Annotated in this window: 8 protein-coding genes; 5 read left to right on the forward strand and 3 right to left on the reverse strand. The window is 51.4% G+C overall.

Annotation, left to right across the window (positions count from 1 at the left end):
• The first annotated feature begins 70 nt into the window (after window positions 1-70).
• Complete coding sequence (locus ACN0IC_RS08545; protein ID WP_416878354.1) at window positions 71-1285, forward strand: M23 family metallopeptidase; 1215 nt, start codon at window positions 71-73, stop codon at window positions 1283-1285.
• Complete coding sequence (locus ACN0IC_RS08550) at window positions 1275-1721, forward strand: bactofilin family protein (protein ID WP_416878355.1); 447 nt, start codon at window positions 1275-1277, stop codon at window positions 1719-1721. Before ACN0IC_RS08545 ends, ACN0IC_RS08550 begins: the two co-directional genes overlap by 11 nt.
• Window positions 1722-1782: 61 nt before the next feature.
• Here ACN0IC_RS08550 and prfB read toward each other — a convergent pair.
• The 3 genes from prfB to ACN0IC_RS08565 form a co-directional block, all read right to left on the reverse strand.
• Window positions 1783-2902 (reverse strand): peptide chain release factor 2 gene (gene prfB / locus ACN0IC_RS08555; protein ID WP_416878356.1). Its coding sequence is split into 2 segments (ribosomal slippage): window positions 1783-2832 and window positions 2834-2902, totalling 1119 coding nucleotides; the frame shifts between segments, so codons are not numbered across the junction.
• Window positions 2903-2916: 14 nt separating this feature from the next.
• Window positions 2917-5667 (reverse strand): penicillin-binding protein 1A, encoded by a 2751-nt coding sequence (locus ACN0IC_RS08560; RefSeq protein ID WP_416878357.1) that lies wholly within the window; start codon window positions 5665-5667, stop codon window positions 2917-2919.
• A gap of 143 nt (window positions 5668-5810) precedes the next feature.
• Window positions 5811-6734: an N-acetylmuramoyl-L-alanine amidase family protein gene (locus tag ACN0IC_RS08565; RefSeq protein WP_416878358.1), complete on the reverse strand. Its 924-nt coding sequence runs from the start codon at window positions 6732-6734 to the stop codon at window positions 5811-5813.
• Window positions 6735-7164: 430 nt separating this feature from the next.
• On the opposite strand from ACN0IC_RS08565, the gene ACN0IC_RS08570 reads away from it, so the two are divergent.
• From ACN0IC_RS08570 to ACN0IC_RS08580, 3 genes are all read left to right on the forward strand, one after another.
• Window positions 7165-10206, forward strand: coding sequence for an Rne/Rng family ribonuclease (locus ACN0IC_RS08570; protein WP_416878359.1), 3042 nt, complete (start codon window positions 7165-7167; stop codon window positions 10204-10206).
• 107 nt (window positions 10207-10313) lie between these two features.
• Window positions 10314-11747: a M48 family metalloprotease gene (locus tag ACN0IC_RS08575; protein ID WP_416878360.1), complete on the forward strand. Its 1434-nt coding sequence runs from the start codon at window positions 10314-10316 to the stop codon at window positions 11745-11747.
• A 62-nt stretch (window positions 11748-11809) separates the two neighbouring features.
• Window positions 11810-12535 (forward strand): DsbA family protein, encoded by a 726-nt coding sequence (locus ACN0IC_RS08580; protein WP_416878361.1) that lies wholly within the window; start codon window positions 11810-11812, stop codon window positions 12533-12535.
• Window positions 12536-12566: the final 31 nt, after the last annotated feature.

A 12566-nucleotide genomic window follows, 5' to 3' on the forward strand; every position in this document is an offset into this window, starting at 1 on the left:
GCAAAATCGCTTGAACTGGATATGACGTTTTGGTCTAAGGAGTGAAATCAAAGCATGCGGATGGGGAATCATGATTAATGACGTCGTGGGGGATGTGCGTCAGCGCATTCTACAACATTTTAGGGAACGTCAAATTTATCTCCGATCTGGGGGTGAAGTAAAATACTATGTTCTTTCGACACGGTTGCAGCTTATCGTCGCCGCAATCCTTTCTTTCATGTCGCTCTGGTGCTTGATTACGCTTGTTAACCTATTATGGGGCAATAACCCTCTCCGCGCTCCCGCCAAGCAAGCCAAACTTATAGAAGCCAAATATGAACGTATGCTGGCTGACCAGCGCGCCAAGCAGCTCAACACTGAACTTTTGCTCGCCGAGCAAAAACAAAGCTTTGAAAGCATGGCCAAGAGCTTTGAGGAAAAACATACGGCAATCTCTCAACTGGTTAATGCGGGGTCTCCCGTCTCGCCCGTAAATTTACCGACTATAAAATATGCGTCCAACCGGGTGCTTATGTCACCGACCCTTCGCGATCCTGCGCCGCGGGTCCCAAGAAAAGCCCTCGTACCTAACGCCATGGCCGAAACGGGCCTAAACATTGACCAGTCGCTCAATACGATTGACCAAACGCAAAACAAGATATTGGTATCCGCGGAAGCTGAAACACTGGATCGTATCGAGCGCAACAGAGCCCTTATCCGGGCCACAAACATGCAAGTTGATACAGTCCTTAAAGAAGGTCCCTTTGGCAAAGGCGGACTTTATGTGCCGCTGGATGAAGCAGACGCACCGATTGAAGACGGAAAATTTGGCTCCCGCATTGCAAGTATTCAAGCCCGCCTCTCAGAAGCTGAAGCTTTAGACAAGGCTATTCTGTCTCTCCCGCTTGGGTTTCCCGTTCTGACTGACACTTATAGAACGAGCACATATGGCGTTCGCCATGACCCCTTCACACGGCGTCCAACCTTTCACGAAGGCGTCGACTTCGGCGGCCGTAGCATGACACCTATTGCCGCGACGGCCGACGGCGTTGTTTCCTTTGTGGGCCGCAATGGTGGATATGGACGCGTTGTGGAAATCGACCATGGACATGGTTTTGTCACGCGCTACGCTCATTTACAAAAAACCTATGTCAAAAAAGGGCAGCAAGTCTCTAAGGGGGATAAAATCGCAGGGATGGGGTCGACTGGTCGCAGTACAGGATCTCATCTTCACTATGAAGTTCACTTTCAGGGCCGTGTTTATGACCCGGAAAACTTTTTGAGAGCAGGCCTCTATGTTCAATAAGACCAATGCTTCCAGCAGCGCAGCTGTCGATGATAGCAAGAAAACCACTTCGGCCCCTGCCCCGCGAGTTTCTTCGGCGCCGTCTATTTTGGGGCGGGACCTGATTATTACAGGCGATCTTAAAACAGATGGCGATGTCCAGATTGATGGCCGGGTTGACGGCAATGTTCATGCGGGAAACATCACCATTGGAGAACAAGGCATTATAAACGGCAAAGTCGTTGCCAAAAGCGTCCATGTGCGCGGGAAAATAACGGGTAAAGTGGATGCTGGGTCAATTGAGCTCGCCGAAACGGCAAATGTTCAGGCAGACCTTGTTCAAGATCAGCTCATGATCGCCAACGGAGCCTTTTTTGATGGAAAATGCGCTCGAAAGACAGCTCCCAGTACGAAAACTGCAGAGCCCGTAAAATCAGCTCAGAAAAAAGCAAGTTAAGTCAGGTCTTTTTAATTCGCCCTTCAGGCCCGCAAAAATTAGCCGCCTCAGGGTGGCTTTTTTATGCGCCTGCGTCTTCCCCGGAGTTTACCTTGGCCGATAGCGCCGCCGCCATAAACGGGTCTAGCTTTCCATCCAGAACGCCAGACGTATCAGACGTCTCAATACCTGTGCGGAGATCCTTCACCATTTGATAGGGCTGTAAGACATAAGATCGAATTTGGTGTCCCCACCCGATATCTGATTTGTTATCAGCCTGAGCTTGAGCGGCAGCTTCCCTCTCCTGCAGTTCCTTTTCATAGAGACGAGCCCGCAGCATATCCCAGGCTTGCGACCGGTTTTTATGCTGACTTCGGTCATTCTGGCACTGCACAACGATGCCTGTTGGTTCATGCGTAATCCGAACCGCAGAATCGGTTTTATTGACGTGCTGTCCCCCTGCACCGGATGCGCGGTAGGTATCGACACGGCAGTCGCTTTCATTGATCTCTATCTCTATGGAATCGTCAACTTCCGGGTAGACCCAAACTGAGGCAAAACTGGTATGCCGTCGGGCGGAGCTGTCATAAGGCGATATCCGTACAAGGCGGTGAACACCCGACTCTGTTTTCAGCCAACCAAAAGCGTTGTGTCCCTTCACCTTGATGGTTGCCGACTTGATCCCGGCGCCGTCGCCGTCCTCATGTTCAATCACATCAACTTTCATATTGCGGGAATTGGCCCAGCGGGAATACATCCGCAGCACCAGTTCGGCCCAGTCCTGCGCCTCGGTTCCGCCGGCCCCGGGGTGAATTTCAATAAAGCAATCATTGGCATCGGCTTCCCCGGAAAGCAGGGCTTCCAGCTCAGCTTCGGCCGCTTTTTCCTTAACAGCCGCCAAAGCTTTCGCCGCCGCCTCAAACATCTCTTCATCGTCATCCATCTCGGCCAATTCGGCCAGTTCGACATTGTCAGACAGGTCAGTTTCAAGCTTTTGGATGGAGTCAAAAGCGCTTTCAAGACGCGCGCGCTCCTGCATAAGTGTTTGAGCTTTTTGAGGATCATCCCAGAAGGATTGCTCCTCTGCCAGGGCGTTTAATTCGGCTAGACGATGTTCGGATGGCTCCCAGTCAAAGACGCCTCCTCAGCAGCTCTATAGACTGCTCGATTTCAGTTTTCATTTGAGAAATATCAGCACGCATGACGGTCAAATACCTTAATATATGCCATCGTCAATAGTATCCGGTTCTGACTCTTCAGTCACTGGAAACGGGTCATTTTCATCCGTTTCCGGCTGAGGCGCCGACTGAAAAGGCTCTCCAGACTCGTCCTCGACGAATTCTCCTAGGGAGTCCTCTTCACTGGGCGATATCACTCTTTCGTTTCTTTGTTCCTGCCTGTAATTTGTCAGCGTGTCAGACCCGCTGCCAACCCGGATAGAGGACGACAAGCCGCCAATTTTCGGGCCTGTTCCGGGCTTGAAAGCTTCCAGAATAAAATTCGGCGCACCGATATAAGAGCTTTCGCCTGTGTCTCTGTTAACCGGCGAAAGCGTCACGCCTTCGGGAATACGAAATGGGACTGGAGACGTGCCTTCCAATGCGTCTTCCATGAAGTCTTTAAAGATTGGCACAGCCGCAGAGCTGCCCGTTTCATTCGCCATGGATTCAGGGTTATCCATTCCGACATAAACACCCACCACGAGATCAGGAGAAAAACCCATAAACCAGGCATCCTTGGACTCATTGGTCGTTCCTGTTTTACCGCCTAATGGGCGCCCAAGGCTACGGACAGAACCGCCCGTACCGTTCTCCACCACGCCCTGCATCATATACGTAATTTGATACGCTGTGACGGGATCAATAATCTGAGGCCGCATATCCGGCAATTCCGGGGGCGCTTCGCCCTCATACTCTTCCTGCTGGCAAGAGGTGCACTGAATATCATCGTGAACAAATATTGTCTTACCGGTTCCATCCTGAACGCGGTCCAAAATAGTCGGCGTAATCGCTTTCCCGCCATTGATCATTTCTGAATAGGCTGTGGCGAGTTCCAACAGCGTCGTCTCTCCGGCCCCTAAAGCCCAGGCAAGTTCAGGTTGCGGATTATCGTAAATGCCGAAACGCTTGCTGATATCCATAATCGGCTGCATTCCAATGTCATTGGCGAGTCGAACTGTCATGGCATTCCGGGATTTTTCCAGCCCCAAACGTAGTGTGCTCAAGCCATAAAACTTCCCGGCATTATAGTTTGAAGGTTTATAATAACGCTCACAAGCACCGCGAGAGGCCGACTGGCCAGTGGAGCCCGCGTCCCTGTCTTCGCTATTTTGGCGAAGTTCCAATTGTCCGGATTCGTTTTCTTCGCAGTTCACATCATTTCGTTCGATCACGAATGGGGCGTCCAGAACCTTGCTTGAAGGCGTGTAACCGTTTTCCAAAGCTGCCGCATAAACAAAGGGCTTGAAAGCAGACCCGGGCTGACGGTTTGCCTGAGTTGCGCGGTTAAATTGGCTCTGCTCAAAACTGTAACCACCTATCAAGGCCAAAACACGGCCCGTATGCGGATCCATGGCAATCAGGCCGCCATTGACTTTAGGCACTTGGCGCAAATTATATTCATTCGTCTCATCTTTGCGTTGAACCAATATGATATCGCCCCTGGAAACCACATCCGCAACAGATGTGGGCTTAGAACCATAGCGACCATTTGGAAGGGCCTTCCCTGCCCAAGCAATGTCCTTGAGGAACATTTGACCTCGTACGTCCTCCTCTGGCTTATCCTCAACCTCTTGAACCGACGGAGTTTCCTCTCCTTCTATTTCGGCCTCTTCAACTTCTGGCGGTGCAAATCCAAGTTCAGCCTTATTTTCACTCACGTCCAGAACTAAGGCGACGCGCCAGTCTTCGACATCTTTCGGCCCCTCATACTCACTGAGGCGGGTTTTCCAGTCGTCCAAACTTTCCCAATTTGTCAGGGGACCACGATAGCCATGGCGGCGATCAAACATCTCTAATCCACGGCGGAGCGCGCGGCGCCCATTGAGCTGCATAGACGTGTCCAGCGTCGTCCGGATGGATAATCCCCCGGTATAAAGTTCATCGTAGCCATAGAGCTGCGAAATCTGTTTTCTCGCCTCTTCCACAAAATATTCCGCCGCCAGATATTCTTCGCCCTCCAGGCGATCGGTCAAAACAATATCGGTCGCCTTAGCGGCTTCACCTTCTTCCTTTGTGGCATAGCCATCTTCTACCATTCGATTGATGACGTAGGCCCGACGATTAAGCGCCCGCTCTTTTTTCACTGGATCATGAATTTGGTAATTTGACGGGGCTTTCGGCAATACAGCCAGATACGCCATCTCGGCCACTGTCAGATCTTTCATCGGTTTCCCGAAATAATTCAGAGACGCCGCCGCCACGCCGTAAGCGCCCCGACCAAAATAGATATCGTTGAGATAGAGCTCCAAGATTTGATCCTTGCTCATCGCCTTTTCTATGCGCCGGGCGATGACAACTTCGCGGATTTTTCGGTCAATATTTCTTTGATTTCCAACCAAAAAGTTTTTCGCAACTTGCTGAGTCAGCGTAGAGCCGCCCTCCAGGCGCCTGTCATTGAGAACATGACCGACATTTGCAATCATTGCGCGGGCAAAACCCCGTTCATCGAAACCATCATGCGTGTAAAAACGCTGGTCTTCTGCGGCGACAAAAGCGTGCTGAAGCTGGAGCGGAACACTCTCAATGGGCACAAAAACCCGCGCCTCTGTCCGGAACTCGCTGATAAGTTTTCCGTCCCCGGCATGAACCCGCGACATTACTGGCGGTTTGTACTCTTTCAAGACTTCCAATGTCGGCAAATCTTTTGTGGCTTTCACCACATAGACAAAGGCGAAAATGCCCAGAGCAACGGCCAAACCGAAACCTAAGGCAAATAACCATTTCAATATGCGGAGGAATTTAGTCATAAACAGCCAGTTACCCTTCGAATCAGCCTATACTTTGATGACCAATTCTGTCGAATGTAAGACATTAATGTGAGAGATTGAAGGCGCAATTATATTCTTCAGTCAGCCGCGCAGCCTTCGCTGTTAACCTCACTCTGGCGAAGCTACTGATTTTCTAAAAAGTACCGGTCAATTGAGGTCACAACGGAGCGCATCATTTTATCCCGATGGGACGGCTTAAGAAGCAGGCTTTCATCCTGTGCATTGGAGAGAAAACCGAGTTCCAACAAAACAGCCGGGACATCTGGGGCCAAAAGGACAAAATACCCCGCCCGCCGGTGCGAATTTCCCACCAAGTGGGTGGCGCCGGAAAGCTCCGAGAGAAGAATGTCTGCAAACTGCTCTGACTGGCTTTCCGTTTTACGTTGAGCAAGATCTACAAGAATATCTCCGACCGGATCAGACTGCTTCGACAAATCGACATCCATGATCCAGTTCTGGGAATTACTGACAAGTGTTTTTGAACGCCCCCTGGCGCGATCCGCCAGCGTGTAGACAGAGGCGCCGCGGGCGTTTTTACTGCCTGCGCTATCGGCATGAATGGAAATGAACAAATCCGCCCCGCCTTCTCTGGCCAGCCGTAATCGCAGGTCGTGGTCGACATAGACATCCCTGTCTCGCGTCATCCTGACGTCATATCGTCCCGTGCTCTCAAGCATTGTCTTAAGCGTTGCCGAAGCCTGACTCGTGAGAGTTTTTTCATAAGTGCCCTTTGTTCCGATCGCGCCCGGATCCCGGCCCCCATGCCCTGCATCAATAAATATGACAGGCTTACGGCTGATGCCACGGCTAGCAATCGCCCTGTTGAGATGCGGCGCCAGACGAGGATAAGGCGTTGTGGATTTAAAGTATCGAGGCTCAGTTACCACGGGAGCGGTGCGCGGAAGCGATGATTCCACAGCCGGATTCGAAAGCGAAGGTTTTACCCGCGGGGTCACATTAGGACCGGCACAAGCCGAAAGAGGCAAGACCATCATGACGGCGGGAATCAGTCCCAAAGTGGCGAGAGCTTTGCGCAGGCGTTTCATAACGTCTTTCTTACGGAGTAGGATGAATAAACTCTTACATCTTCTGATTAATCCGTCAGTTTAAACATCGGTAAAGTTATGTTCACCGTCATGAACATGAAATAGGCTTTGCAAACCGTTTTAATATGGGGCAAAGATGGAGTCAGATAAGAACGGCACCGACACATTCGTCGCAAGGTGCGGATCCCTTTTTTGGCCCTCCCCCTGTCCCTATCTTGTCCACGCAGACAGCATATATTGTGCGGAATGTCTGCTACACAGAGAGTTTTGATGCACGCAGGTAAGTTCAATATGACGCAGTCCCGGCCCGATGACCCGAAAGGTCAGGCAGGAATGTCTTTGCGCGCTTTTTCACCCTATTTCATTAATCATTTGCAGCCCCTCTTGCCGCCTGAAAGGCCCATAAGAGCGAGGCGCAACGGAGTTTTCCATGTCAAAGAAAATGTTAATCGACGCCTCCCACCCGGAAGAAACGCGCGTCGTCATTGTCGATCACAACCGAGTTGAGGAACTCGATTTTGAGAGCCGTAACAAGCGTCAGCTGCGCGGCAATGTCTATCTCGCCCGCGTCACGCGGGTAGAGCCCTCCCTTCAGGCCGCCTTTATTGAATATGGCGGGAATCGTCACGGTTTCCTTGCGTTTTCCGAAATCCATCCGGACTATTACCAGATTCCTTATGAAGATCGCATGGCGATTCTCGAAGAGGAAGAGGAACACAGTTCGAAAGAAGATGACGCAGACTCTGACAATGGCGATTCTGGCGATGTCGAACGCGACGAAAATGTCGACCCTGATGTTCATGACGCCGCAGATGAAAACGATGCCGAAGTTGCGGATGAACAGGCCAAAGTGGCCAGCACTCGCCGCAAGCGCATTTCCCGTCGCCGTTATAAAATCCAGGAAGTTATAAAACGCGGTCAGATTATCCTTGTGCAGGCCGTCAAAGAGGAGCGCGGCAATAAAGGCGCGGCCATGACAACCTATCTGTCCCTGGCCGGACGCTACTGCGTTCTCATGCCTAACACCCCACGGGGCGGCGGCATTTCCCGCAAAATTTCCAATGGGTCGGATCGTAAACGCCTGAAATCCGTCATGGGGGATTTGGATGTTCCTCAAGGGATGGGCGTCATCGTCAGAACGGCTGGTGCCAAGCGCACCAAAGCCGAGATCAAACGCGACTACGAGTATTTATCCCGTCTATGGGGAGATATTCGTGAGACCACGCTGAAATCCATAGCCCCTGCCCTCATCCATGAAGAGGGTAATCTGGTCAAACGCTCCATTCGCGATCTCTATAATAAAGACATCGATGAGGTTCTGGTCGAAGGTGAAGAGGCCTACAAAACAGCTAAAGCCTTCATCAAAATGCTCATGCCGAGTCACGCCAAATTCGTGAAACAATATAAAGAGGAAATCCCTCTCTTCCTCCGCTATAATGCGGAAAGCCAGATTGAAAATAGTCTGTCCCCGCTCGTTCAGCTTAAATCCGGCGGATATCTTGTTATTCACCCCACAGAAGCCCTGGTCTCAGTCGACGTGAACTCAGGCCGCTCCACGAAAGAGCGCAATGTGGAACGCACCGCGCTCAAGACCAATCTGGAAGCGGCAGAAGAAGTCGCGCGCCAAATGCGTCTTCGGGATTTGGCCGGCCTTATTGTTATCGACTTTATCGATATGGACGAAAATAAGAACAATCGATCCGTCGAACGCAAGATGAAAGACTCTCTGTCGCAAGACCGGGCGCGCATCCAGACCAGCCGAATTTCTCAATTCGGTCTGATGGAAATTTCGCGTCAACGCCGCCGTCGTAGTCTTCTGGAAGGCTCTACAACACCTTGCCCGCATTGCGCAGGCGTTGGCCGGAAGCGGACAGTGGAAAGTAGTGCCTTGGCCGCCATTCGCGCTGTGGAAGAAACCGCGGCACGCGGCGAAGCTCAGCGCATCCGCCTGAAAGTCTCTCCGGATGTCGCCTTTTACCTCGTTAATGAGAAACGCGATCTTTTGACTCAGGTTGATCAGGATATGGGGGTCTTCACAGAAGTTCTCGCTGATGATGAGCTTATCCGTCCGCATTATGAAATTGAAGTCCTCGAGAAAAAGAGCCGGAAAGGCCCGGATCCACTCGACGAAATCGAAAAAGAGTTCAGGCAACAACGTCAGAAGTCGCAAAATGCGCCGAAAAAGCAGTCTGCAAAATCAAAAGACACCGATGACTCTGATGAAGATGAAGATTCTGACGAAGAGTCTAAGAGCAAAGAGGAATCCTCTGATAACTCAGACGAGAAACGCTCAGGGCGCCGACGGAGCCGTCGCGGGCGTCGCGGCGGCCGGGGTCGTTCACGGTTGCGGGATGAAAATCAGAAAGAGGACAACTCTAACGAAAACGCTTCAGACACATCCAAAGACAAAAAATCTGAGTCAGATAAGTCTGACAAGGATACGTCTGGGGAAACGCCTGATGGCTTGGAAGTCATCGATCCAAAATCAGAAAGTGAGAGCAAGCCTAAGTCGCGCCGACGCCGCGCGACCCGTAAAGCGCCAACCCGAAAATCCGGTGATGAAAAGGCAGAGTCAGAGGCGCCAGACCAGAGCGGTTCATCAGACAAAAGCTCTGGGGGCACAGACGCTAAAGATTCGTCCAAAGACGGAGCAAAGGCCAAATCTCGCTCCAGCCGTCGTCGTAAAGCGCCTTCAAAAGCTTCATCTACGCAAGCCAAGTCCGAAGCCGCACCTGATTCAAACAATAAATCGGACTCTACCAAAGAGTCTGATCTGAAACAGGAAGAGAAGAGCGCGAAAAAGCCAAGCTCAGCCGCTAGCGGCAGACGCCGGGCGGCTCCGCCTCGTAAACCCAAAGCGGAAGACGAGGTCAAAACGCCGGCAAAAGCGAAGCGGAGCCGTAAGGCCCCTGCCAAAAAGGACGAAGACGCTGTTTCAGAAGCGAAAGCCAAGCCAGCTCGTAAACGCAAAGCGCCCGCGAAAAAGACGGAGGCTTCTGCCAAAGAGGACACTACCTCAAAATCCGAGCCGTCTAAATCCAGTTCACGGCGCCGCGCGGCCCCAAAAAAGGAAGCCTCAAAAATAGCAGAGACCTCCTCTGATGTGACCGATGAGAAAAAACAAAGTCCTAAGAAAGCCGCTGCGAAAAAGGCGCCGGCTAAGAAGCGCGCGCCGTCAAAAAGCGCTTCTAAAACTAAGCCTGAAGAGACTTCTGCGGTCGAATCAAAGCCGAGCAGACGTCGCGCAGCTCCGAAGAAAAGTGCCGAGTCGACGAGCAAAAGCTCCCGGACACGCAAGGCCCCTTCAAAGAAGGCAGCAACGGCGACAGCCGACTCTAAATCCGAACCTGAGCCTGTGCATTCAGCGCCTGAAAATAACTCCGCTGTTGATACAGGCTCGACAAAAAACTCTGCAAAACCGGATAGTTCCAGCAAGAAAAAGAAGCGTGGGTGGTTCGGCCTGAAACGCTAAATTTCTGGTGATCGCAGAGTAAGGCGGTCACTGCTATGTTACGCCTGCGTAACTTGACGGAGTCACAAGGCTTTGAAAAACTCTGCTTGTGACTCAAAGGAAAATGTGTGGCTCTTAGACACTTCATACGCGGATTAAAAATCAGCGCTCTGGCGTTGAGTTGTGCGGTTCTGCCGTTAACTCAGGCTCAGGCCCAGTCCTTGCTGCGCGATACTGAAATCGAAGAAACTTTAAGTGAATTTACCGATCCTCTATTACGCGTCGCCGGATTGTCGCCTTCTTCTGTCGATCTTTATCTCGTCAATGATCCTTCACTGAACGCCTTTGTGACGCGAGGCCAGAATATCTTCTTGCATAGCGGTCTCATCCTGGAAGCCGAGAATCCCAATCAGCTTAAGGGCGTTATCGCCCATGAAACGGGCCATATTGTCGGAGGGCATATTGTGCGGTCCGATTACGGTCAACGCAGTGCTTATGGCTCCATGCTGGTCGCCGCCGGATTGGGATTGGCCGCGATTTTAGCAGGCGAAACATCCGCTGGCGCGCTTATTCTCGGCGGGTCTTCGCAATTCGGAACATTGGAAGTTCTTTCTTATTCCCGGGTAAATGAATCTACCGCGGATCAATATGCAGCAAATTTCATGGAAGCCACGGGACAGTCCGGTAAAGGCCTCATTGAGTTTTTTGAAAAGTTCCGGGCTCAGGAAGTGCTCTCACAAGCCCGCCGCTACCCGTATTTTCGGGGACACCCTCTTTCTTCGGACCGGATCGACGCCTTGCGGGAACGGGTTGAGGAAAGCGAGTACACAGATATACGGGACTCGGCGCAGGAACAGCATGAGATGGATATGATGAAGGCAAAGCTTAGAGGCTTTCTGGAAGGCCCGCAGCTTGTTTTCTCCCGCTATCCACTTTCAGATAAAAGTCAGTATGCGCGTTACGCCCGGTCTGTTGCTTTTTTCCGATCCGCGAGCTTGAATAATGCCATTAAGGAAATTGACTCCCTGATTGAAGAAGAACCAAATAATCCGTATTTCTATGAGCTTAAAGCTCAAATCCTCTATGAAAGCGGCCAGCGAGAGGACGCGCTCCCTCCGGCCAGAAAGGCATTGGAGTTAAAACCTGGCGCGCCTTTATTGGAAATCGCCCTGGCACAATCCCTTATCGAAACACGGGAAGACGAGAAGGTTGAAGAAGCCATCACTCTTTTGAAAGCCTCCCTGCAAACGGAAAAAGATAACAGTCAGGCCTGGTATCTTATGTCCCTGGCCTATGCTCAGCAGGGTAATGACGCGCTTGCGAAATATGCCAGCGCCGAGCGATTTTACGCCATTGGCGATATTCAGCGCGCGCGCTCTTTTGCCAAACGGGCACAAGAGGATCTTCCCCGCAATGAGCCGCAATGGCGGCGCGCCTCCGATATTGTTGTTGTTTCGGATGCGCAGCTTGCCCGTGACGGAGATCGTCGGGGAAGAAAACCCTTTAGCCTAAGCATTTCACAATCTGGTGATAGCGGCAGATATCCGTCTCTAATCCAGTAAATTCTCAAGATTTATTAAGACCGGCCTGATATAGCGGCCAAAATGACAATAGGTGTATTCTCATGAAAAGATTTCTTATCGCCGTTTCGGCAACGGCCATGGCAATTTCTTTCAATGCCTGCGCAGAAGCAAGGCAAGGGCCGGATGTAAAAGAGGCCGATGTTGAACGGATCATCAAAGACTACCTGATGGAAAATCCGGAAATCATCCGGGATGCCTTGATCGAATTGGAACTGCGGCAGGACCGCGAAGCTATAGAAGCCGTTTCCTCTCAAATTTTCAATGATCCGCGTGATGTCAGCATCGGTCCGAAGGACGCGAAGGTCACAGTCGTCGAATTTTTCGATTATAATTGCGGCTTCTGTAAAAGCTCGACACAGTGGGTTGAAGACCTGATGGAAGACTATCCTGACGAAGTACGTATCGTATTTAAAGAGCTTCCAATCTTAGATAGCCGTTCCAACACCTCGCGTTACGCCGCCAAGGCCGCTCTCGCCGCGGCACGCCAGGGTAAATATACTGAAGTCCACTTCGACCTTATGAATGAGCGGAGCCTGACCAAGGAGCGCATTCGCCAAATTATCGAAGACACAGGCGCCGACATGGACACATTCGACGCTGACATGAAAGATGTCGCTCTGGATCGCCATATCGAAGACACACTACTGCTCTCCAACCGCATCCCGTCTCTGACAGGCACGCCGTTTTTCCTGGTCAATAAGGATTTCGTCTCCGGCGCGAACACACAGCGTTTGGATGAACTTTTGGCCAATGCCTTAGAGAGCTAATAGTACTCTAACCGCACTCACTCTGGGCAGG

It is taken from the genome of Litorimonas sp. (assembly GCA_029936425.1).
Lineage (GTDB): Bacteria > Pseudomonadota > Alphaproteobacteria > Caulobacterales > Maricaulaceae > Litorimonas.

Bases quoted from the DNA above. Each gene is read 5' to 3' on its own strand.
- ACN0IC_RS08545 (WP_416878354.1), top strand. From the start codon at position 71: ATGATTAATGACGTCGTGGGGGATGTGCGTCAGCGCATTCTACAACAT.
- ACN0IC_RS08550 (WP_416878355.1), top strand. From the start codon at position 1,275: ATGTTCAATAAGACCAATGCTTCCAGCAGCGCAGCTGTCGATGATAGC.
- ACN0IC_RS08560 (WP_416878357.1), bottom strand. From the start codon at position 5,667: ATGACTAAATTCCTCCGCATATTGAAATGGTTATTTGCCTTAGGTTTC.
- ACN0IC_RS08565 (WP_416878358.1), bottom strand. From the start codon at position 6,734: ATGAAACGCCTGCGCAAAGCTCTCGCCACTTTGGGACTGATTCCCGCC.
- ACN0IC_RS08570 (WP_416878359.1), top strand. From the start codon at position 7,165: ATGTCAAAGAAAATGTTAATCGACGCCTCCCACCCGGAAGAAACGCGC.
- ACN0IC_RS08580 (WP_416878361.1), top strand. From the start codon at position 11,810: ATGAAAAGATTTCTTATCGCCGTTTCGGCAACGGCCATGGCAATTTCT.